This is a genomic window from Devosia sp. FJ2-5-3 (genome assembly GCF_029201545.1).
Taxonomy (GTDB): Bacteria; Pseudomonadota; Alphaproteobacteria; order Rhizobiales; family Devosiaceae; genus Devosia.
On sequence record NZ_CP104007.1, the window covers coordinates 2,559,495 to 2,582,245 of the forward strand.

Annotated in this window: 20 protein-coding genes and 1 tRNA gene; 15 read left to right on the top strand and 6 right to left on the bottom strand. The window is 62.0% G+C overall.

The window, feature by feature from the left end; genetic code table 11:
• Positions 1 to 59 precede the first annotated feature (59 nt).
• The gene (locus N0P34_RS12355) at positions 60 to 1,199 is read right to left on the bottom strand and encodes an aminotransferase class V-fold PLP-dependent enzyme (protein WP_275603535.1); all 1,140 of its coding nucleotides are present in this window, start codon (positions 1,197 to 1,199) and stop codon (positions 60 to 62) included.
• Between the two features lie 284 nt (positions 1,200 to 1,483).
• Here N0P34_RS12355 and N0P34_RS12360 point away from each other — a divergent pair, with 284 nt between their 5' ends.
• Together N0P34_RS12360 and tyrS are read left to right on the top strand one after the other, a co-directional pair.
• Positions 1,484 to 2,146, top strand: a complete 663-nt coding sequence (locus tag N0P34_RS12360) for an alpha/beta hydrolase (RefSeq protein WP_275603536.1) — start codon at positions 1,484 to 1,486, stop codon at positions 2,144 to 2,146.
• Positions 2,147 to 2,298: 152 nt separating this feature from the next.
• Positions 2,299 to 3,537, top strand: a complete 1,239-nt coding sequence (gene tyrS / locus N0P34_RS12365; RefSeq protein ID WP_275603537.1) for a tyrosine--tRNA ligase — start codon at positions 2,299 to 2,301, stop codon at positions 3,535 to 3,537.
• Between the two features lie 52 nt (positions 3,538 to 3,589).
• On the opposite strand, the gene N0P34_RS12370 is transcribed toward tyrS, so the two are convergent.
• Positions 3,590 to 7,060: an AsmA-like C-terminal domain-containing protein gene (locus N0P34_RS12370; protein ID WP_275603538.1), complete on the bottom strand. Its 3,471-nt coding sequence runs from the start codon at positions 7,058 to 7,060 to the stop codon at positions 3,590 to 3,592.
• 150 nt (positions 7,061 to 7,210) lie between these two features.
• Here N0P34_RS12370 and N0P34_RS12375 point away from each other — a divergent pair, with 150 nt between their 5' ends.
• Complete coding sequence (locus tag N0P34_RS12375; RefSeq protein WP_275603539.1) at positions 7,211 to 7,690, top strand: peroxiredoxin; 480 nt, start codon at positions 7,211 to 7,213, stop codon at positions 7,688 to 7,690.
• 83 nt (positions 7,691 to 7,773) lie between these two features.
• Positions 7,774 to 8,913, top strand: a complete 1,140-nt coding sequence (locus N0P34_RS12380) for a peptidoglycan DD-metalloendopeptidase family protein (RefSeq protein WP_275603540.1) — start codon at positions 7,774 to 7,776, stop codon at positions 8,911 to 8,913.
• Positions 8,914 to 8,971: 58 nt separating this feature from the next.
• Here the strand turns inward: N0P34_RS12380 and prfB are convergent.
• Positions 8,972 to 10,094 (bottom strand): peptide chain release factor 2 gene (gene prfB, locus N0P34_RS12385; protein ID WP_275603541.1). Its coding sequence is split into 2 segments (ribosomal slippage): positions 8,972 to 10,024 and positions 10,026 to 10,094, totalling 1,122 coding nucleotides; the frame shifts between segments, so codons are not numbered across the junction.
• A 126-nt stretch (positions 10,095 to 10,220) separates the two neighbouring features.
• The gene (locus N0P34_RS12390; RefSeq protein WP_275603542.1) at positions 10,221 to 10,730 is read right to left on the bottom strand and encodes a peptide deformylase; all 510 of its coding nucleotides are present in this window, start codon (positions 10,728 to 10,730) and stop codon (positions 10,221 to 10,223) included.
• A gap of 79 nt (positions 10,731 to 10,809) precedes the next feature.
• Between N0P34_RS12390 and N0P34_RS12395 the strand changes: the two genes are divergently transcribed.
• From N0P34_RS12395 to N0P34_RS12405, 3 genes are all read left to right on the top strand, one after another.
• A tRNA-Arg gene (locus N0P34_RS12395) sits at positions 10,810 to 10,886 on the top strand.
• Positions 10,887 to 11,014: 128 nt separating this feature from the next.
• Entirely contained in the window at positions 11,015 to 12,046 is a 1,032-nt protein-coding gene (locus N0P34_RS12400) for a DUF4214 domain-containing protein (RefSeq protein WP_275603543.1), read from the top strand.
• A gap of 280 nt (positions 12,047 to 12,326) precedes the next feature.
• Positions 12,327 to 12,572, top strand: a complete 246-nt coding sequence (locus N0P34_RS12405) for a hypothetical protein (protein WP_275603544.1) — start codon at positions 12,327 to 12,329, stop codon at positions 12,570 to 12,572.
• Between the two features lie 159 nt (positions 12,573 to 12,731).
• Here the strand turns inward: N0P34_RS12405 and N0P34_RS12410 are convergent, their stop codons facing one another.
• Both N0P34_RS12410 and N0P34_RS12415 read right to left on the bottom strand, forming a co-directional pair.
• Positions 12,732 to 14,192: a D-aminoacylase gene (locus N0P34_RS12410; RefSeq protein ID WP_275603545.1), complete on the bottom strand. Its 1,461-nt coding sequence runs from the start codon at positions 14,190 to 14,192 to the stop codon at positions 12,732 to 12,734.
• Between the two features lie 4 nt (positions 14,193 to 14,196).
• Positions 14,197 to 15,147, bottom strand: coding sequence for a MurR/RpiR family transcriptional regulator (locus tag N0P34_RS12415; protein ID WP_275603546.1), 951 nt, complete (start codon positions 15,145 to 15,147; stop codon positions 14,197 to 14,199).
• A 297-nt stretch (positions 15,148 to 15,444) separates the two neighbouring features.
• Between N0P34_RS12415 and N0P34_RS12420 the strand changes: the two genes are divergently transcribed.
• The 8 genes from N0P34_RS12420 to N0P34_RS12455 all read left to right on the top strand — a co-directional run bounded on the left by N0P34_RS12420 (position 15,445) and on the right by N0P34_RS12455 (position 22,720).
• Complete coding sequence (locus N0P34_RS12420; protein ID WP_275603547.1) at positions 15,445 to 16,239, top strand: ABC transporter ATP-binding protein; 795 nt, start codon at positions 15,445 to 15,447, stop codon at positions 16,237 to 16,239.
• Between the two features lie 24 nt (positions 16,240 to 16,263).
• Positions 16,264 to 17,112, top strand: a complete 849-nt coding sequence (locus tag N0P34_RS12425; protein WP_275603548.1) for an ABC transporter permease — start codon at positions 16,264 to 16,266, stop codon at positions 17,110 to 17,112.
• A 61-nt stretch (positions 17,113 to 17,173) separates the two neighbouring features.
• On the top strand, positions 17,174 to 18,298 hold the full coding sequence (locus N0P34_RS12430) for an ABC transporter substrate-binding protein (protein WP_275603549.1): 1,125 nt from the start codon (positions 17,174 to 17,176) through the stop codon (positions 18,296 to 18,298).
• Between the two features lie 58 nt (positions 18,299 to 18,356).
• Positions 18,357 to 18,695 (top strand): hypothetical protein, encoded by a 339-nt coding sequence (locus tag N0P34_RS12435; protein ID WP_275603550.1) that lies wholly within the window; start codon positions 18,357 to 18,359, stop codon positions 18,693 to 18,695.
• Entirely contained in the window at positions 18,692 to 19,873 is a 1,182-nt protein-coding gene (locus N0P34_RS12440; RefSeq protein ID WP_275603551.1) for a hypothetical protein, read from the top strand. The genes N0P34_RS12435 and N0P34_RS12440 overlap by 4 nt, the downstream gene beginning before the upstream one ends.
• A complete protein-coding gene (locus tag N0P34_RS12445) occupies positions 19,870 to 20,646 on the top strand; it encodes an SDR family oxidoreductase (RefSeq protein ID WP_275603552.1) in 777 nt (258 codons plus the stop codon). The genes N0P34_RS12440 and N0P34_RS12445 overlap by 4 nt, the downstream gene beginning before the upstream one ends.
• A gap of 14 nt (positions 20,647 to 20,660) precedes the next feature.
• The gene (locus N0P34_RS12450) at positions 20,661 to 21,662 is read left to right on the top strand and encodes a Gfo/Idh/MocA family oxidoreductase (protein WP_275603553.1); all 1,002 of its coding nucleotides are present in this window, start codon (positions 20,661 to 20,663) and stop codon (positions 21,660 to 21,662) included.
• A 14-nt stretch (positions 21,663 to 21,676) separates the two neighbouring features.
• Positions 21,677 to 22,720, top strand: coding sequence for a Gfo/Idh/MocA family oxidoreductase (locus N0P34_RS12455; RefSeq protein ID WP_275603554.1), 1,044 nt, complete (start codon positions 21,677 to 21,679; stop codon positions 22,718 to 22,720).
• Positions 22,721 to 22,751: the final 31 nt, after the last annotated feature.

Below are 22,751 nucleotides of genomic sequence, written 5' to 3' on the forward strand. Positions count from 1 at the left end.
TCCTTCTTGCCCCTCGGCGGGTCAAGGCCGCCGTGGACGATACATCTATCCGGCGACCGTCAGGCCGCCTGGCCGGACCGCTTTTGGCGGGCCAGAATGGTTTCAGTTGCGGAAAGGAACGCTGTCGCATCCTCTTCCGTGGAATTCCAGCCGAAGCTGATACGCAGAGCACATTCGGCGAGCTCCGGTGAGACGCCCATGGCGAGGAGAACGTGGCTGGTGCTCACCTTGCCGGACGAACAGGCAGAGCCGGATGATACCGACAGGCCCTGCAGATCAAGTGCCATCATGGCCGTGGCGCTCTTGAGGCCAGGTATGGCGAAATTGACGACGCTGCCGACCCGATCCGCATCTTTCCCGAAGATCACGACATCGGGGGCGAGATTGCGAAGGCCGGCTTCAACATTGTCGACGAGGACCTGGAGCCGATCCCGGTCATCGTGCGCCGCTGCCTCGGCCGCCGCGCCGAACGCAGCGATGAGCGCGAAGGCTTCGGTGCCGCCGCGGCGGCCCTGTTCCTGGCCGCCACCGGGGATGATCCGCACGGTGTCGGCATGGCCCTTGACCAGCAAAGCGCCGATGCCGGATGGCGCGCCGATCTTGTGGCCGCTTATGGCCATCATATCGGGTGCCGAGGCCGCAAAATCCAGTGGCAGCTTGCCGAAGGCCTGGACGGCATCGACGAACAAGGTGTGCCGGGTGGGGCCAACCATGGCGCTGATGCGCGAGATGGGCTGGACGACACCCGTCTCGTTATTGACCCAATGAACCGCGACCAGAAGATTTCCCTCGGCCTCGGCCAGGACCTGCGCGAGTTGATCAAGATCAATGCGCCCATCCGGCAGCAGGCCGATAGTGATGACAGGCAAGCCCGTCGCAACGGCCGCTTGGGAGGCGGCGACATGGTCGCCAGCGCTGACAACGATGGTGCTTGCCGCAAATATCCTGGCGCCGCCGACTATGGCCTGGGTGATGGCCTCGGTGGCAGAGCCGGTGAAGACGACTTGCCTCGACTCGGCGCCGGCCAGCTTCGCCACCTGGCGACGGCCGGTTTCGATGGCGTCGCGCAGGGCGCGGCCATGGGCATGAACCGAGGACGGGTTGCCGGTGAGATCAAGCGCGGCAAGCAACGCCGCACGCGCTTCGGGACGAAGCGGCGATGCAGCATTGTGATCGAGATAGAATTTCTGTCTCGCCATTTGCCTACCGGGACCCCATGTCCTACATACCTGCCATGCCCCAATTGGGACGCTTCCGCGCACCCGGGACCAAACACTTCTTGAATTATGCCGCCCAACTTCATTACAAGGGGCGCTCACACGGGCCGTTGCACGGCCAAAAACCGAGTTTCGAACAATTCTAAACTGGATTTCCGACCGTTGTTTTAGGGAGAGGCCCGCGCTTAGTCAAGCCGCGCGCCGCCCTTAAACTGACTGGAAAACTCCGTTTTATAAAAAGCCAAAAAGGGCCGGAAAAGAAACCCATGCCTGAAGTCATCTTCAATGGTCCCGAAGGCCGCCTCGAGGGCCGCTATCAGCCGGGCAAGGAACCGAACGCTCCTATCGCCATCGTGCTGCATCCACACCCGCAGTTCGGCGGGACGATGAACAACCAGATCGTCTACAACCTCTTCTATATGTTCGCGGAACGCGGCTTTTCCGTGCTGCGCTTCAACTCGCGCGGCGTGGGCCGGAGCCAGGGTGCGTTCGACCACGGCATCGGCGAACTTTCCGATGCGGCCTCCGCGCTGGACTGGCTGCAGACGATCAATCGCGAGTCGCGCGGATGCTGGATCGCCGGCTTCTCGTTCGGCGCCTGGATCGGCATGCAGCTGCTGATGCGCCGTCCGGAAGTGGAAGGGTTCATCTCGGTGTCCCCGCCGGAGAATCTCTACGACTTTTCGTTCCTGGCCCCCTGCCCGTCTTCGGGCCTGATCATCCATGGCGACAAGGACCGCGTGGCTCCGCCCGCATCCGTCCAGAAGCTGGTGGACAAGCTCAAGACCCAAAAGGGCATCACCATCGAGCAGCAGATCGTGGAGGGTGCGAACCACTTCTACGAAGGCAAGGTGGACGAACTGACGACGGCCTGCGCCGAATATCTCGACCGTCGCCGTCAGGAGATCGCGGACGGCGGCGGGCGCTAAATCTGGGCGCAAACACTGCGATAAAAACCACCACGGCGTCATCCCCGCGAAAGCGGGGACCTCCGTTTCTCTAGCGGTTGTCCGGCAAACAGAGGTTCCCGCCTTCGCGGGAATGACCCTGTGAAAGGGACAGCCTTTGGAATCGCACCAAAATGACCACGTTCAAATCCGATTTCCTGCGCACGCTTGATGAGCGCGGCTTTATCCATCAGATGTCCGACGCCGAAGGGCTCGACAATCTTTTCGCCACCGAGCAGGTGACCGCCTATATCGGCTTCGATCCCACGGCATCGTCCCTGCATGTGGGGAGCCTTATCCAGATCATGATGCTGCATTGGCTGGAAAAGACCGGCCATCGCGCCGTGGCCCTGATGGGCGGCGGCACCGGCATGGTGGGCGATCCGTCCTTCAAGGACGAAGCGCGCAAGCTGATGGGTACGGACACGATCCAGTCCAACATCAACGGCATCAAGCAGGTGTTTTCGAACTATCTCGATTTCGCCGGCGAGAAATCGCTGATGCTGAACAATGCCGAGTGGCTGCTGCCGCTGAACTACCTCGAATTCCTGCGCGATGTTGGCCAGCATTTCTCGGTCAACCGCATGCTGAGCTTCGACTCGGTCAAGCAGCGGCTCGATCGCGAGCAGTCGCTGAGCTTCCTCGAATTCAACTACATGATCCTGCAGGCCTATGACTTCGTGGAGCTCAATCAGCGCTACAATGTGCGGCTGCAGATGGGTGGTTCGGACCAGTGGGGCAATATCATCAATGGTATCGACCTCGGGCACCGCATGGGCACGCCGCAGCTTTATGCGCTGACGTCGCCGCTCTTGACGACCGCATCGGGTCAGAAGATGGGCAAGTCGATGAACGGCGCCATCTGGCTCAACGCGGACATGCTGTCGGCCTATGATTTCTGGCAGTACTGGCGCAATACCGAGGACGCCGACGTCGAGCGGTTCTTGAAGCTTTACACGACGTTGCCGCTCGACGAGATCGCGCGCATCGTGGCGGGCGACATCAACGAGGCCAAGAAGCGCCTCGCGAGCGAAGTCACCGCCATGCTGCGGGGGCAGGCTGCTGCGGACGAGGCCGCCGAGACAGCGCGGGCGACATTCGAAACCGGCAAGCTGGATCTGTCGCTGCCGACCGCGGAAGTGACGCATGCGGAGCTCAGCTCTGGCATCGGCATTCTCAGCGCGCTGGTGAAGGCCGGGCTCGCGGCCTCCAATGGCGAAGCGCGGCGGCATGTGTCTTCGGGCGCGGTGAAGGTCAACGATGCGAGCATCGACGACGAGAAGCTGACCCTGGGCGATAACGCCCTGCTCGACGAGGGTGTCATCAAGCTTTCGGTCGGCAAGAAGCGGCATGCGCTGATCAAGCCGATCTGACGGCCTGACAATTTGAATCTGAAAAAGGCGCCAAGTGATTGTGGCGCCTTTTTTATTGGGCTGGTGGAAGCTCGCGGGCGCGGAACTCGAAGAGTTCGCGGAAGGCGCCGGGGACCAGCATGGAAAGCGGGTTGATGGCAAATTGCGGGTTGTCGAGCGGACCGCGTATGGCGAAGGTCACGCCGACCAGGCCCTCGCCGTCGCGACCGCCGAGCAGCGGGCCGAGCAGCGGGATCTTCTGGAAGGCGTTGTTCAGCCCGAACAGCGGCACATAGGTGCCGTTGAGATCGTATTGGCGGCGGTCGGTATAGATGAAGCCACGGGCGGTGCCGCCGACAGTGTCGCCGGTCAGCATGCCATTGGTGACTTCGACGCGGTCCTTGCGGCGAACGAAATCGACCTGCGCGGCATCGAAGTCGAGACGGTTCCGCGCAGCGATGGCGGCGCGGGAATCGGAGTGATTGCCCAGGATCTGGGCGACATTGGCCTCGTCCACGATGGCGAAGCTGCGCAGCAGCAACCGGCCGGCTTCGGCGTCGGCATCGCGATCGGTGGTGAGAACGAGGCTGCCGCTGCCGCCGGCGAGCTGGGAATAAATCCCGAGGAAGCGCAGGATGGTGCCGGCGTCGTTGAAGGCGACGCTGAGCGTGCGGCCGCGCGGGGCCGGATTGGTGGTGATGGAGAGGGCATTGCCCTCGCCGAACTGGGTGGACACCGTCGCCCGGCGCATATCGCTGCCGCGGAGGAGCAGATCGACACTCACATTGAAGGCGGTGGTGGCGTAGTAGCCGACGGCCCGGTCGAGCCGGACGTCGAGCGCCAGGGTCTGGTTGATCTGGGTGGCCTGGACACCGCCGCTGCCCTGGTTGAGATCGAAGAACTGCTGGACGACCGGCTTGAGATCGAGCTGCTTGCCGCGAATGCGGACCGCATAGCCACCCTCCATGGGCGAGACGGCCACCTGTGCATTGTCTCCCTGGCTGAGGGCAAAGGTCTCGAAACTGGCCGCGACCAGACCCTTGGTGGCATGGAACTCGATGCCGCCCTTGAGGCGCACGGAGCCGAAGGCGAGGTCGATGTCCTCAAGATGCGTGGTTTCGCCATCCGGACGCACTGTCGCCGTCAGCGTGCCAGGCGTACCGACAGATTTGGTGATGCCGATATCCTTGATGGTGAGGCCGGCGTCCGCGAGATCCACAACCATTTTGAGGGCGCCATCGGCCTGTGGCTCGGCGCTAAATTTCACGCGGCCGGTGAGGAAGGGCGAGGCGTCAAAGCCCATGGCCTTGAGATCGGAGACGGCGACGGAAGAGGCGATGCGCAGGGCGGGAGCGGTTTCCGGCGTGCCGGCAACCGAGATGTCCGCTTCCATGCCATCGATATTGGCGGTGCCGCCGACGAAATAATTGTCCTGGGTGGCGGAAAAGCTCAGCTGCCCGTCACCGATGCGGCGATCCTGAATGGGCTCACTGCTGGCAAAGTCGGCCAGGGTTCCGGTCACGACATAGTCCACGTCCATCTCGCGGCCGGTCTTTTCATCGGGCAGACCGATGGTGGCGACGAGGCCCAGATCGACGTCGCCGGTGAGCGCGGAGATCGTCAGCGGAAACTCGGTATTGGCAAGCATGTCCGGCGCCTGCTCTTCGGCAAGGGCGACAAGGGAGGCTATCGAGGATTTGAGATTGCCCGAGATCTCCATAATGCTTTCGTCCGGCATGGAATTGTCCATGACGAGCGCAGGATTGGCGATGCGGATGGGCCCCGCTGAGGTCGGCACCTCGCCGCCAGATGCGGAGATGGTGACATTGGTGTCCTTGACCTGGAGGCGGGTGAGGCCGTCGATGGCGATGGGCGGCATGGTGTCGACGGCGCGGATCTTCACCCCCTCGCCCAGCATATCGATGTTCATCGCGCCTTCGGGCGTGGGCCTGTCTTCGCCATCAAGGGTCAGCGCACCGACGGGGTAATCGAACTCGAGCCGCGCTTCGACCACGCGGCCCTCCGGAACATTGGCGACGAACCAATCCCGGCTCTCGCCGCCCATGATATAGGGCCAGAGGCGCTTGAGGTCGTCGGCGGAAACGCCCTTGCCGGCCACCGTCATCTGGAGGCCCATGCCCTCGCGCAGCATGTCGATGCGGCCGATGGTTTCGACAAGAGTATCGCCGCGCCGCGCCACGAAGCGGTCAATGCCCACGGCGCCATAGAGCGGCGCGGACCAGCCGGAGAAGTCCATGGTGGTGAACGGCTCTGCCGGCGCCTCAAGGTCATTGGGATGAAGCGCGACGTCCCGCGCCTGAAGCGACATGCCGATCGTGGGGCCGAAATCGGGATCGAGGCCCAGGGCAAAGGTGCCGGCCACGCGGGCGCTGCTCTGGCCGATCTGGATGGCCGAATCCGCCAGCACGAACTGCCCCTCTGCGGGGTTCCAGGTGATCTCCATGATCGAACTGGCGACTGGGAAGTAATCCTTGCCGATGCGCAGGTCGACGCCGGTCAGGTCGACGCGAAATGTGCCGTCGACAAGTTTGCCGCCGGCCGGATCGAAGCCGACATCGATGGACAGGGCACCTGCCCCACGCATCGCCGCCATGGCGCTGGCGTCGTCGATAAAGGGGAGGAGCGCGGCGAAATCGAGATTGATGACATCGGCCTTGAGGCGCGAGGTGCCATCTTCGGCGACCACGCGCTCCAGCGTTCCGGACACCTGGCGATTGCCGATATTCGCGGCGAAGGTGCCGAGAATCTCCTGCTCGGACGAGCCGGTTCCGATGGTCAGGGAGACATCCTCGATGCGCCGGAACAGCTGATAGACGGAGTCGGACATGTCGACCGTGCCATCGCGGATGGTCAGCCGGGAGAAGCGGCCCTGGGCGATCTGTTCGACCAGGTCATCTATCGAGATTTCCGCAGATTCGAGATTGTAGACCAGCCAGTCATTGTCTGAGCGCAAGGGCGCTTTCTCCGCGCCGACAACCACACCCTCATGGGCGATGCCGATTGGCGGAAAGGCCTGTTCGCCTTCGAGAACTTTCAGAGTGGGCGGCCCCCCCCCAGGATCTTCTTCCATCTCGAAAGTGGTCAGCCGAGGGCCATAGAGGTCCTGCACCAGCTGGATATGGGGAGCGACGATGGTGACGGTCGCTCCGGGCTTTCCGACCAGCATCAGCAGCGGCGAAAACCCCACTTCCAGGGCGTCCATGGCAATGCGGGCGCCCGAGACGCTGTCCTTGTAGGTGACGGGCGAGAACTGGATAACCGGCAGCACCCCCTGCTCGAGGGCGAGGGCCATGTCGCCCAGTTCGAGTTCGGCGCCGGGCGGCAGGGCAGACTGGACGAGGCTGCGGACCGTATCGCCCGCAAAAGGTAGGCGGATCGGGGTGATCAGCAGGACCAGGTAGAGCACGACGAGGATGGCGAGCGGGATGCCCACAATCCAGGCGGCGAGGCGCGCCGCGCGAGACAATCTCTTGCGGGGACGCGGCACTGCTGCAACTGCGGTCGGCTCGGCGGGAATTGTCACTCGCTCACTGGCGCCCAAGTCGAGGATGCGTAGGTATCTGCCGGCTCCTCACAGAATCATCCGCCTTAAAGCGGTCATTTGAACAATGATACCGGCTGGATTGTGGCGCTGACACCCACTATTGAGGCCGGTAACCCGCGGAGCCAGACGATGACACATTTGCAGCCAGGGGACCCCGCTCCCGATTTCACCCTCCCGCTTGATGATGGCACCGATTTCACGCTTTCCCAACAGCTGGGACGGCCTGTGGTGATGTTCTTTTATCCCCAGGACGATTCCGGCGGCTGCGTCGACGAAAACCAGGAGTTTTCCGCGCTTGCTGAGGAATTTGGCGCAAGAGGCGCGGTGCTGGTCGGGGTTTCGCCCGACGGGATGGACAGCCACCAGGCGTTCCGCCGGAAATACGGGCTTGCCGTGCCGCTGATTGCCGACCCCGAGCGGAGGGCTATCGAAGCCTTCGGCCTGTGGCAGCTCAAAAAGCTCTATGGGCGCGAATTCATGGGGCTGGTCCGCACGAGTTTCATCATCGATGCGGAGAGCCGTATCGCTCGTATCATCCGCGCCACCCGCATCAAGGGCCATGCGGCGAAGATGCTGGAAGGGCTCGATGAAATGCTGGCTAAGGGGTGATCCAGACCGAGATTTTTCGGCTTTCTTAACCATGCGCGCTCATAGTCCGCTCACCATGTTTTATGTCATGAGCGGGGGCCTCGATGCGCCAATCGGCCAGTTTCGGCGAGAAGGACAAGACGGCACGGCCTGCCCGCAAGGGGATACACCCTGCCCTGTTCTATGGCATGTTCACCCTGCTTCTCGGGGCGAATGGGCTCACCGCAACCGGCCTGCTGATGGCGCCCGATATTGCGCGCCTGCTGACTGTCCAGAATGAACAGGTGATCGGCGCCTATGAGGACCGCATTGCCCAGATGCGCGTCGAGATCGACCGACTGCACTCGCGCAATTATGCGCAGGCCGGCGACATCAATCTGCAATTGCAGGAACTGGCGGCGCAGCAGGATGTCCTGTTGGAGCAGCATCAATTGGTGCGCGCGCTGGTCGACAAGGCTGATCAGTTGGGCATCGCCGCCATCGGCATTTCGGCTGAGCCAGAGGGTGCGCAGCTTGCGGGCACAGTGGCCTCGGGAAATCCGGACATTGTCGAGACGGCCGAGAGCCTCAATCGCATGATGAGCGAGACGCACCGCGCCATGACCGGGATCGCCGAGGCCGCGATCGAGCGGACCAATGGCATCGTCTCCGAGATGCGCCAATTGGGGATCGCGATGTCGCTGCCCAATGAAGGGGAACTCGGCATGGGCGGCCCCCTGCTGCCCGCCGCCGAAGGGCTGGAAAGCTCGCCCATGGTCGAAGACGCAAATGCGGTGATGGCGGCCCTCCTGCGCTACAAGGCGGCGAGAGACAGCGTGGAGGCTGCGCCGATCCACATGCCGATCACAGGCAATTTCCGCCGGAGCTCAGGCTATGGAAATCGCACGGACCCGTTTACCGGCGGCCGGGCTTTTCATGCCGGACTAGACTTCGCGGCGCCCTCCGGCACCACGGTCTTCAGCGCGGCAAAGGGCGTGGTGAGTTTTGTCGGCACCAGATCGGGCTATGGCAAGGTGGTGGAAGTGACCCATGCCACCGGCCATATCACCCGCTATGCCCATCTCAGCGGCTATCTGGCGCGGGAGGGACAGGCGGTCAATCCCGGCACGCCGATCGCCAAGGTGGGATCGACCGGACGCTCGACCGGACCGCACCTGCACTTCGAGATCCGCAAGGGCGACGCGACCATCGACCCCCGCGGCTTCCTCGAGGCCGGCAAGCGCGTTCAGGCGCTCCTGGGATAAGAAAAGGCCGCCCCCGCGGACGGGAACGGCCTGATATCTATCGCATGCCTGCCTTGAATCAGTCGGCAGCGACGTCGGTTGCGACGCCAACGCGCTGGGCGAGCGCTGCTTCCATGAAGTCATCGATGTCGCCATCGAGAACGACGGAAGGCTGGCCGCTTTCAACACCCGTGCGCAGGTCCTTGACCATCTGATAGGGCTGCAGAACGTAAGAGCGGATCTGGTGGCCCCAACCGATATCGGTCTTGTTGGCCGCCTGGGCGTTCGCCGCTTCCTCGCGCTTTTGCAGTTCCATCTCGTAGAGACGGGATTTCAGCATGGCCATGGCCGTGGCCCGGTTCTTGTGCTGGCTGCGCTCCTGCTGGCACGCCACGATGATCCCCGAGGGGATGTGGGTGATGCGGATGGCGGAGTCCGTGGTGTTCACGTGCTGGCCGCCAGCGCCCGAGGCGCGATAGGTGTCGACCTTGAGGTCGGCTTCGCGTATCTCGATATCGATGGTGTCGTCGATGACGGGATAGACCCAGCAGCTCGAGAAGCTGGTGTGGCGCCGCGCGGCCGAGTCGTATGGGCTGATGCGGACGAGGCGATGCACGCCGCTCTCGGTCTTGAGCCAGCCATAGGCGTTGTGGCCCTTGATCTGGATGGTCGCGGACTTGATGCCGGCTTCTTCGCCATCGTGCATTTCGAGCACTTCGACCTTGAACTTCCGGCGTTCGGCCCAGCGGGTATACATGCGCAAGAGCATGTTTGCCCAATCCTGGCTCTCGGTACCGCCGGCACCGGAGTGGATTTCGACATAGCAGTCATTGGCGTCGACTTCGCCCGAGAGCAGGGTCTCGATCTGAAGACGGCGGGCTGACTGCTTGAGTTCGAGCAGGGCCTGTTCGGCTTCCTTGACGACTTCGGCATCGCCCTCGGCTTCGCCGAGCTCGATCAGTTCAGTGTTGTCGCGGATGCCGGCTTCGAGCTCGTGCACAGCCTTGACGGCGAGATCGAGTTCGTCGCGCTCGCGCATGGTGACGCGGGCCTTTTCCGGATCATTCCAGAATTCGGGCGATTCAGTCTGCGCGGTCAGCGCGTCGAGGCGGAGTTGTGCTGTATCCCAGTCAAAGATGCCTCCTCAGCAGGGTCAGAACCTGCTCGATTTCGGCAACGGCCTTTTCAATTTCCGTGCGCATTGCATTTCCTTTTTCAGTCCAGGCACCGTGTAAACGAGCAGCGGGCCAGGATCAACCTTGCCAAGAGCGCGAGATGCGGGTTCGCGCGGTGAACGAGGCATTGCCGGCAAGCCCTTCAATCCAGATTCAATTCGGTGCGCGGGCCAGCTTTTGAAAGCGGCGAAGGGCAGCATCGCGCTTGAGGCGGCTGAGGTGGCTGAGAAAGAAGACGCCATTCATCTGCTCAATTTCGTGCAGCGCAATTCGCGCCGGAAATCCTTCCAGTGTCGTCTCCCGGGAGACCCCATCGGCGTCGTCATACCCGATCCTGGCCCATAGAGGACGGGCGATGTCGACCTCGATGCCCGGCAGGGACACGGACCCTTCGACGCCGATGGTGCTCTCACCGCCGCAATCGATGATGTGCGGATTGTAGAAAAGCCGGTAGTCGCGCTTGTCCGGCGATCCGACGCTGACGACCACGAGGGGCTCGACCTGGCCGATATGGACGGCGGCGAGGCCATAGGCGCGATGGCCCTCGGCCGCTTCCAGAAGCGCCTTGCCTGTTGCGAGAAGGCCGGCATCGACCGGGCGCGCGACAGCGGATGCGCGCAGCCGCGGGTCGGGATAGACAATGAAGGGGGAAATTTGTGGCATGGCCCTGCCCTAGCATCTCGGGGAACACTGCGCCACGCCTTGCAACTTGGCAAACCTGCTGCTAATTCGACCGCTGGCTGGTCCCGTAGCTCAGCAGGATAGAGCGCAGGATTCCTAATCCTGAGGCCACTGGTTCGAATCCAGTCGGGATCACCATCCTTGAACCCTTGTGTCTGGCAAAGACCACTTTCTCCATATGCTCGCAATTAAGCATATGCGCGACCGGTTTTTTTAACATCCGAACGATTAGCTGGCCCACAGACTCTTTCGTTTGGGGAAATGCCTTGAGCCTGCAATCCGACATCCAGAAAATCTATATCGCCTATTTCAACCGACCTGCAGACGCGGCTGGATTAAAGTACTGGACAGATCAGGTTAGCGCCGGAGGCGCATCTTTGTCGGACCTTACTCGGGCATTTGCGGCTACCCAGGAGTATGCGGATCTCTATGCGTCCACCAGCACCGCAGGCGTGATCACGGCTGTCTACACCAACCTCTTTGGTCGATCGCCCGAACCGGAAGGTCTGGCGTTCTGGAAGGGTGAGCTCGAGAATGGCCGCGCCTCTATCGCAGACATCGCGTATCGCACACTCAACGGCGCAGCAGGAACAGACAAGACCGCAATCGACAATAAAGCATCAGCGGCTGAACTGTTCACGTCGAGCAAGGGTGGCGCCGCTGACTACGATGGGGCCAAGCTGCAACAGGCGCGCGATTGGCTTACGGCGATCGACCACACCCCGGGTTCCCTGCAGACCGCGAAGCTGGGGATTGATGACATCTACCTTCCTCCCGATATCAGCGGCCCGGCCCGGATATTCACCTACTCTATCTGGACCGAACGGGAGCAGGGTTACGGCAAGAATACGGGCGAAATTGGCGAGCACGTCGTCAAGGATTTCGTGTTGGGCCGAGACGCGATCAAGATAATTGACCAAACCGGCGCAACAATCAGCGTCCCTGGTCCAACCTATGTCGTAGATACCGGCGATTTGAGTTTAGCGCCCAGCAAAAAAGAAGCTTTGCAGACCTCCATATTTGTGGCCATGGCAAGCGGCAAAACCACCCAAGAGTACGATTGGGCACCATTGATGGCAGGGGAATCGGCCATCGTTACCTTCCTCTATCATGGGGTACGGAACGCGTTTCTCTTCGTCGATGATGGCTCGCCAACGCCTGACTGGGGAATGGGCGGCAACGGACCTGGAACCGTGTGGTGGCACCTCAACAACGATCTGACCGTAGACCTCACCGGCATTAAAGGCCTCAAGACTGCTTCCGACGGCGTCAGCCTGGACGGCTGGCTGTTCGTCTAGGCGCGTCATCAGAACTCCTACTCTTCCACTGCTGCACCAACCGACATGCCGCCGATTGGGATCAGGCCGACAAGCCCGATCCCGATGGCCCGGATGCGCTGCCACTCTTCAATTGTGGGTTGAGCATCCGCATAGCTAGCGTCGACCCTGGGGCCGAGGGTCTGGAGCCGGCGGGATCAACTGCAGTAGCCCATACGAGCGAATTGATCAGAAGACGCCACGTTCATAGGCTTGACCATGCGCACCCTCTCCAAGTGCGCTTTGAATAAAGGTGTTTGAAATGAAATGGCTCGTGATCTTGGTATTTGGGCTGGCTGCCGGAACGAGCCTTGCTCAGGCGCAGCAAGGTAACTGGGGCCAGGAAGTGAAAGCCTGCAATCAGACCGCCTGCTATCCCGGGGGCACCTCGCGGGGCGAATATGTGAGGGGACAGGCAAAGGACAGTGACGGGCCCGGATATGCATCCGAAATCCACAGGTTTGCAGACTCTGGCAAGTCGGACCCCAAGGCCGAAAAATTCCAATAGAGGCTACGCCGGAAGGTCGCTTGGCATCGCGGGAGTGCTCAGCGCCTGTTGGCAGCTTTGGCACGGCCAACTGACCGCCAATCTCAAGCCCCTTGTCCAAGGCAACAGCGTAGCCGGCGATCAGCTTCGCCTTGTCGTTGCCAGTACGCGATGGATACGTCAGGTGTCGCGCTGAACGAGGCGGCCGGCGCGGCCAGGGGTTGATTGCGTCGTGGAGAAGGATGGCACCCCATTGACCATCACCCAGTCGATGCCAACAGATTGCAGCAATGGGCTTTCATAGGTGGCGAGGTCGGATACGATTTCCGGACGGAAGGCGACGAGATCGGCGAAGTTGCCGGGCCGGATTTCACCCCTGCGAGTGAGGCTGAAGACTTTTGCGGTGAGCCCGGTCATTTTGTGCACGGCGGTTTCAAGGTCGAAGAGCCCGACATCGCGAGCGTAGTGCCCGAGGACGCGCGGAAAAGTCCCCCACAGACGCGGATGCGGGTGCACATCATGCGGCAGGCCATCCGAGCCGATCATCGATAGCGGCGAACGCATCACCCGGCGCACATCCGCCTCATCCATCTGGAAGTAGATGGCGCCCGCCGGCTGCAGGCGCGCGGCGGCTTCGTGGATGTCGATGCCCCACTCTGCGGCGATGTCGGTGATGTAGCGGCCGGTCATCTCGGGATGCGGCTCCGACCATGAAATCATGATCGGATAGGTGTCGGTGATGAGATCGGCCCGCAGATTGGTCGACCCTGCGGAATAGGGGTAGACGTCGAAATTGATCGGATGATCGGCAGCCAGCGCCGCGATCTTTGGCAGGGTCTGCTCGGTGCGGCCCCAGTTTTCGACGCCCGCGCATTTGTGGTGGGAGATGACGAGCGGCGTGCCGGCCGCTTTGGCCGTATGAACGGCCTCGTCGATGCTCTCAAGCACGTTCTCGAACTCGTTGCGCATATGTGTCGCGTAAACGCCATTGTGCCGGGCCACGTAACGCCCGAGTGCGGCGACTTCTTCGGCATCGGCGGCTGCATTGGTTGGGTAGAAGAGCCCCGTCGACCAGCCGACTGCGCCATTTTCCATGGCCTCGGTCAGCATGTCGCCCATACGCGATATCTCGGCGTCGCTGGCCTTGACCGCAATGTTGGCCATGACGGCGAGCCGCAAAGCCGAGTGACCGACAAGCGCAGCCACGTTCACCGACGGCCTGGCGTGGGCGACCGCCCTGGCATAGGCGGCGAAGTTCGGGAATTGATAGGCCGCGGCCCCACCGAGCAAATTCATCGGCGGCGGCGGTTCGGCGTCGAACTGGACCGGCGCGAGAGAAATGCCGCAATTGCCGACCACTACCGTGGTGACGCCCTGGCTGATCTTGGGCAGCATGTCGGGGGCGTCGAGGACGATGCGGTCATCATGGGTGTGGGCATCGATAAAGCCGGGGGCGAGGGCCATGCCGGCGAGATCGACCTCGTTGGCTCCCCGCTGGGATATGGTGCCTGTGGGACCGACTGCGGTGATGACATCGGCCGTGACGGCCACCTCGCCCATGAAGGATGGCGCCCCCGTACCGTCAATGATCCGGGCGTTCCGAAAGATCCAGTCCGGCTTGGCATCCTGCAGGGAAGACATGGCGTTACTCGTGCGGTTTGATGGTTTTCATCAGGATCGTCGGGTCCGTTGCCGGGGCCGGTATGGCGATGCCGATACTGGCCACGGTGTAGCGCACGCGACGGAGCGTCTCGCGCGCCTCGGGGCCCCGCTCGGCGGCGACGCCGGCGGCAATGGTGTCGATCGCCAGCATGTGCGCATAGCGCGACGGCGTGGGGGAATAGACGTTCTCGTCCTCGGCCACCACGATGGGAATCAGGATATCGGCGCCCTCGGCGACGGGCGTATCCGGCCGGGACAGCGCGATGGTCGTCGCCCCGAAGGAGGTGGCGATCTGGAGCGCCTCGGCCACTGCCTTGGAGCGCCCGCTATTGGAAATGGCGAGAACCACATCGTCCTTGCCAAGGGTGGCGGCGGACATGCGCTGCTGGTGACCGTCGATATAGGCGCTGACCGGCACGCCCATGCGGAAAAGACGCAGCTTGGCGTCTTCGACGAGGCTCGCCGAGCCACCGCCCTGCCCGTAGATATCGACACGCCGTGCCCGGGAAATTGCGGAGATTGCGCGCGCCACGGCGTCGGTGTCGAGCCCGTTGAGGGCGTCGCGCATGACGTTGACCGCACGCGTCATGATCGATTGGGCCAATTGACCGGCATCGTCGTCGAAGTGACGGTCGGGCTGGAGATAGGCAGCAGCGACGGTGAGCGTGGTGGCCAAATTGATCTTGAAATCGGCAAACGAGGCGCAGCCGATCGACCGGCAGAACCGCGTCACTGTGGGCTGACTGACGTCGGCGGCTCGCGCCAGCTCGGCGATGGTCATGCGAGTGGTCGCTTCGAAATCCGCCCGGACCGCCTTGAGCACCTGCTGTTCGGCAGGTGAAAGCTGCGCCTCCACGCGCTGCATGCGGGAAACGATGTCGATGACATCGGATTGCGCACCAGCGGGTCGGGTTTTTGACTGAATAGTCGTCATCAGTGTGCGGCCCTGCCCTTTCAAATGTGAAATTGAATTACAGGACAGCGTCACTTGCGCAAGAGAAATCTGTCTGACAGCACGACGTTGGTATCATGCGCTCGCACTAACCGCCCCAGAATCTCGGAGATTTCGTTAGATTTTATGCCGCTCCGACCCCAATGCCAGCGATTGCATAATACTAAAGTCTTATACGCAGCTCTGTGAAATTCTGTTTCAGTTGACGCTAGAGGGCGAGTGCAGATCTGAGGAGGTCGGCACTCGAATGGTTACGGGACGGTGAGGGAGGGACGCTGCATGCATGATGCAGCCGGGGCGTATATTGACGCCCAAAATCCGGCAAAGATGACGGTCGAGCACGCTTCGAAAATCTACCAGACGAAGTCTGGTGGCGTACATGCGCTCGACGATGTGTCCATCGATGTACGGGAGGGCGAATTCCTGTGCCTGCTCGGTCCGTCGGGCTGTGGCAAGTCCACCCTGCTGTGGTCGATGGCGGGTCTTCACAAGCTCAGTGGCGGACGGATCCGGCTCGGTGCCGACACGATCGACAAGCCCCATCCTGAAATCGCGATGATCTTCCAGGAAGCCAATCTGCTGCCCTGGCGCAATCTGGCGCGCAATATCGAGCTGCCCTTCGAAATCAAGCGCCGGTCGCCGGACCGTGCGCGCATCGAAAAACTGATGAAGCGCGTCGGCCTCGAGGGGTTTGAGAACAAATATCCGCGGGAGCTATCCGGTGGCATGCAGCAGCGCGCCTCGATCGTGCGCAGCCTGGCCGTCGATCCCTCCGTATTGCTCATGGACGAGCCCTTCGGTGCACTCGACGCCTTCACCCGCGACGAGATGAATCTGCTGATCCAGGAAATATGGATGGAGACCGGCAAGACCATCATCTTCATCACCCATTCCATCACCGAAGCGGTGTTCCTGGCGGATCGTATCGTCGTGATGTCGGCGCGACCGGGGCGCATCTCCAATGTCATCGATGTCGACCTGCCCCGTCCGCGGCCGGTGAAGCTTCAGACGACGCCGGACTTCCTGGACCGCGTCGAGGCCATCAAGGCCATGATCGACCACCGACCCGCCTGATCGTCGAGCAAGGAGACCAAGACCATGAGTGATGCCTTGCAGGACAAGATCCCCAGCTTCGGCGCCAAGGGGCAGAAGGCCGAAATCGGCCTCGGCGGCAGTGGCGCGGCGCTGATGTCGGGCTCGACAAGAAGTGCATTCGAGATCGCCATCATCATTCTCGTCGCCGTCGCGATGATCGGCGGCGCCGAATTGGCGATCCGGCTTTTCGAAGTACCGCTTTATATCTTGCCGCCGCCCAGCGCGATCGGCGCGGCGCTGATCTCGGAATGGCCGTTTCTGTGGCCACATCTGGTGACGACGATCTGCGAGCTTCTGATCGGGTTCACCATCGGCGCCTCTATCGGCTTCATCCTGGCGGCCGTCATCACCCAGTTTCCCTTCGCCGAGAAGATCATCACCCCGTACATCCTGCTGCTGGTGACGACGCCGATGCTGGCGCTGGTGCCGCTTCTGGTGCTGCGGTTCGGCTTTGGATGGGAGCCGCGCATCATCGCGGTGGCGCTCGCCTCGGGCCCGATGGTGATGATCAATTCGGCCACCGGGTTCCGTCGGGTGGACCTCGCCAAGATTGCCCTGGCGCGCTCGTTCGGCGCCTCGACCTTCCAGATCTTCACCAAGATCCGCATCCCCATGGCCATGCCGATGATCATGGTCGGGCTGATGATCGGATCGATCTTCGGGCTGCTGACCACGGTCGGCGCCGAAATGGTCGGCGGCGCCGAGGGCCTCGGCAATCGCCTCAACTATTATTCGTCAATGATCCGCATGCCGCAGTTCTTCGCGGTGATCGTCCTGCTCGCGACCATTGGCATCTCCATCTACGTCATCTTCTTCCTCATCGGGAAGAAATGGACCAGCTGGGAGTCCTGAGCACCCAGCATGCCGCCCGGCTGAGGGGCCGGGCGTCTACCGGACATTTGGGAGGAAATCCATGTCAAATCTGCTGAATACAACGAGCATCAATCGTCGTCGCCTGCTCCAGATCACCTCGGCCGGTATCGCAATGTCGGCTCTGGGTTTGACGTCCCGCAGCTTTGCGCAGAACAATTCGGTGCGCTGGGTATCCCCGCGCGGCTCGCTCGAAGTCGTCGATGACTTCGCCTATTGGGTCGCCAAGCGCATGGGCTATTTCGACGGCATCGAGACCAGTGTCGAAGCCGGTCCGCAGGATGCCACCGCGGCCATCAAGCTGGTCGACCAGAACCAGTCCGATTTCGGCTACCCTTCCCCGGGCGTCCTCTCGCTGGGCCTCGAGCAAGGCATGAAACTCAAATCCGTTTTCCACATCATGGCCGGTGACGTCTTCGACTTCGCCTTCCAGAAGGGCAAGGCTCCGGCAGACCTCAAGGGCATGGAAGGCATGACCATCGTGCTCGGTTCGGCCGGCTGGCAGTCCATTGCCGATCCGATGCTGGCCGCAGCAGGCGTCGATCTCAGCACCATCAAATATGTCGAAGTGGCGGGCTGGGGACAGTCGCTGGCTCAGGGCCAGGCCGACGCGGCGCTGACATGGGAAGGCCTGCGCGCCCAGTGGCGTGGCCAGGGGTTCGACTTCGACTATCTGCTGGGCAAGAACGCCTCGGTGTTCCCGGCCAACAGTTTTGTCATTCGCGCCGGTGACCTCGAGGATCCTGCCCTCAAGGATCTCTACACGCGCTATCTGCGCGGATGGGCCATGGGCCTCGAATTCGGCTGGCTTAATCCGGCTGCGGCGACGCAGATCGCGATGGACGAATTCCCCGGCCTCGCCACCCAGATGGACCCGGCAACGGCGGTTGAATCGCTGATGCAGCAAAGCGGGCTGATGCACGCCCACTGGGACGAGCGCGGCAAGTGGGGCCTGCATCTGCAGGATAGCTGGCAGGCCTATTTCGACGCCATCCACAAGATCGGCCAAATCTCCCAGCCGCTCAAGGCCGAGGACGTGACCACCAACGAGCTGATCGATGGCGCCAACGATTTCGACCACGCCAAGGTCAAGGCCGACGCGGAGGCTTTCGAGCTGCGCGACGAATACAAGGCCGTCGACATCGCGGCCATCGAAGCCACGCTCTGAGCCAAGCAACAGGCGGGGGTCATTCCCCGCCTCATCCTGACGTTCGAGGGGGATCGTCGTGTTTGAATTCGATCATGTAGGTATCACCACCACGGTCAAGCAGCCGCAGGAAGACTGGGTCGAACAGTCCCGGCTGTGGGTCACCAATCCGCGCAATCATCCCGAGCATATCGAGTTCCTGCGCTATGAGCCGGACAGCCCGACGCCGGATCTGGTCAAGAACAACCCGCATGTCGCCTATCGCATCGACGACATGCAAGCGCGGCTTGCCGAAGTCGACGAGGTGCTGATCCCGCCCTTCATCGTCGGGGACTTTCTGGAAGTGGCCTTCGTGCTCAAGCACGGCATGGTGTTTGAATATATGCGTTACCTCAAGGATGGCTGGTTCGGACAATGAGCTACAGGGCCATTCTGAGCTATGCATGGGACCTGGCCGAGCACGGCGTCGGCAATTCCGTCTCCGCGTTCACGGAGATGGGGCTCGACACCGTCTCGATGGCCGGCACTTACCACGCCGGAAAATTCCTGCGGCCGCAGGGCAAATCGGGGAAGGTCTACTTTCCCGAGGACGGCACCGCCTATTTCCGCCACGACGACACGCGCTACGGCGCCATCAAGCCGGCGCCAAACTCGATCCTCACGGAGACCGATGTTCTGACGCAGCTGTGCGACGATGGGCGGATGAACATCAATGTCTGGCTGGTGCTGATGCACAATACGCGGCTAGGCATGCAGCACCCAGATGCGGTGGTGCGCAACGCCTTTGGCGACCCGTATTTCTACAATCTCTGCCCCAGCGCGCCGGCCGCACGCGATTACGCCATCGGCCTCGCCAGAGACGTAACCGAACGCTATCCAATCAGCGGGATATCGCTGGAAGCGCCGGGCTTTACGCCCTATGCGCATGGCTATCACCACGAGACGAGCTTCGTGCGCCAGGACCCCATGTTCGAGGGGCTCATGGGGCTCTGCTTCTGCACGCATTGTGTCACCGCCGCCACCGCCCGCGGGATCGAGGCGGAGGGCCTCAAGGCAGAAGTCGCGGCGCGGATCGCGAGTTTTCTCGACAGCGATGTCGATATTCCGGAAGATATGGGCCGCGCCTTCTGGATGGCAGAGATCGCGACCAATTCCGATTTGCGGGCCTATCTCGATTTCCGTGCCGAACAGGTTACCAGTCTCGTCGCCGAAATCCGGGACCGGGTGCGCGCAGATTGCGACGTCGCGGTCATTCCGTCGGTGGCGCGTCCGACTGGCGGGGCCTGGTACGAAGGCACTGACCTGAGGGCTGTCGCCGAGATCACCGGCATCATCGAAGCCTGCTTTTATGAACCGAGTGCCGCGCGCATTGCGGCGGATCTGTTCGATCTCAAGCACCGCGTACCTGACGACACCAGGATTCGCGGCATTCTGCGGCCGAGCTATCCCGATATCGAAAACAAGGCCGAATTCCTTGCCGCCGTCGACATTCTCGTCAAGGGCGGGGTGACAGACCTGGCCTTCTACAATTTTGGACATCAGCGCCGCAAAAACCTCGAGTGGATCGGCGATGCGCTGGCGCGGGTGCCACAATGAGCGGATTCGGAGGCAAAACCGTCGTCATAACGGGAGCGGCAGGCGGCATCGGGCTTTGTCTCGCCCACTGGTTCGGCTCGCGGGGCGCGCAGATCGTGGGGCTGGACAAATCCGTCACCTCCGGCGGCGCGGCCAGCACGCTTGAAGATGCGGGGATCAACACGCGCTTCATGCGGCTCGATATCGGCGATGCCGAAGCGGTCGAGGCCGCGTTCAGCGAGATCGAGCGGGTCGATGTGCTGGTCAACAATGCCGGATATTCGCATCACCACGTGCTGCGCCTTACCGACCCGTCGAGCTGGGCGGAAGAGATCAACGGCAATCTCAATGGCGCATTCTACTGCGCCCATGCAGCCGCCGGGAGCATGAAGGAAAACCGGTCCGGCGTGATCGTCAACATCGCCTCGGTGAACGGCCAGGGTGCGCTGGGAGATCCCGCCTATTCGGCCGCCAAGGCGGGCATGATTTCCATGACAAGGACCCTCGCCCAGGAACTCGGCAAATATGGCATTCGCAGCAATTGCGTGATGCCGGGGACCGTGCGGACGCCGCTTTGGCGCGAGCGCGCGCAAAAAGACCCCGATGTGCTCAAGACGTTGGAGCGCTGGTATCCGCTCGGGCGCATCGTCGAGCCCGAGGAAGTGGCCTCGGTGGTGGGGTTTCTCGCCTCCGATGCTGCCAGCGCCGTGTCCGGCGCGATCATACCGGTCGATTGCGGCCTCAGTTCAGGAAATATCGTGATGACCCGCGAGCTGACGCTCGAGGATCTCTAGGGGAGAAGAAAATCATGTCGCAATTGCGCATCGGCATTATCGGGCTTGGCTGGTTCGGGGAGATCCATGCCGAGACCATCATCGGCATTCCCAATCTGAAGCTGGAGGCGCTGTGCACGCGCACGCCCGAACGGCTGGCCGAACAGGGCAAAAAGTTCGGCGTTTCAAAGCTCTATACCGACTATCACGACATGCTGGCCGACCCGGACATCGACGCGGTGTCGATCTGCACCATGTGGGACCAGCACACCGAGCCGGCGATCGCCGCACTCAAGGCCGGCAAGCACGTCTTCCTCGAAAAGCCTATCGCCTCCACGCCGGAAGACGCCCGCAAGATCGTCGAGGCGGCCAAGACCTCGAAGGGCATCCTCTTTATCGGCCACGTCGTGCGCTTCAATCCACGCTTCCGCATGGCCAAGCAGGCGATCGATGAAGGCAGGATCGGCAAGATCGTGGCCCTGTCGTCGCGCCGGAACATCCCGGCTGCGTGGACGCCGACCATCCTCAACAAGATCGGGCCGATTGTCGGCGACGCCATCCACGACACCGACATCATGCTGTGGCTGACCGGCGAGAAAATCGTTTCGGCCTATGCCCAGACCATTTCCGTCCGCAATCTCGCCCATCCCGATATCGGCCAGACCATGTTCCGCTTCGAGAATGGCGCTACAGCGACGCTCGAGACGGTGTGGTGCATGCCCGACAAGACGCCATTCGACATTGACGAGCGCATGTCCGTCATAGGCACCGAGGGCATCATCCATATTCAGGACACGTTCCCGAACCTGGCGATCGTTGATGGAAACAAGCTGCACAGCCCCGACACGACCTATTGGCCGATGTTCGACGGCGTTCGCGGCGGGGCGCTGCGCGACGAATTCGACTATTTTGCCCGCAAGGCGATTGCCGGCGAACAGCCCGATATCGGTCGCCCCGAGGACGCCGCCAACGCGCTCGAGGCGTGCCTTGCCGCCGAAGAATCGGCGCGCACGGGCACAATCATCCGCATTGCCTAGAAGGAGATAATCTCATGAGCACTTTACGCGTTCTCGTCGTCGGCCTGGGCAATATGGGCATGAGCCATGCCAAGGCCTATACCAAGATCGACGGGTTCGATGTGGTGGGCGTCTGTACCCGCCACATCGACCAGGTCGAACTGCCCGAGGCGCTGCAGGGCGCCGCCAGGTACAGCGATTTCGAAAAAGCACTGGCCGAACTCAAGCCAGACGTCGTCTCGATCAACACCATGCCGGACACCCACGCGCCCTACGCCATCAAGGCGATGGAAGCGGGAACGCATGTGTTCGTTGAAAAGCCCATGGCCCTGACGGTCGCGGACGCCGATAAGGTGGTCGAGACTGCCAGGCGCACCGGCCGCAAGCTCGTTATCGGCTACATTCTCCGCCAGCATCCGAGCTGGAACAAGTTCATCGAGATCGCGCGCGAGCTCGGAACGCCGCTGGTGTTCCGCATGAACCTCAACCAGCAATCGAATGGCGAGACCTGGTCCTGGCACAAGCGCCTGATGGACAGCTTCACCCCGCTCGTCGACTGCGGCGTGCACTATGTCGATGTGATGTGCCAGATGACCGACGCCAAGCCGGTCAAGGTCCACGCCATCGGCGCCAAGCTGACCGATGAAGTGGCCAAGCAAAACTATGGCATGCTGCAGGTGCAGTTCGATGACGGCTCGGTCGGCTGGTATGAGGCCGGCTGGGGACCGATGGTCAGCGAAACGGCCTTCTTCGTGAAGGACGTCTTCGGGCCCAAGGGCTCGGTGTCCATCGTCATGGCCGAAAATGCCGAGGGCGTGAAATCGGACGATATCAACGCCCACACCAAGACCAACCAGATCCTTCGCCACTATGCGGACATGAACAAGCCGGACGAACGCATCGACATGTCCGATGAACCCGACCACGACGAGCTTTGCGAGCGCGAACAACGCTATCTGCTCAAGGCCATCCGGGAAAATCTCGATCTCGGCCAGCACATGACCGATGGCGTCAACAGCCTGCGCATCGTGCTCGCCGCCGACGAATCCATCCATTCCGGCGAAGTCGTTCGCCTCTGATCGATCCAGGCCCGGTCAAAGCCGGGCCCTT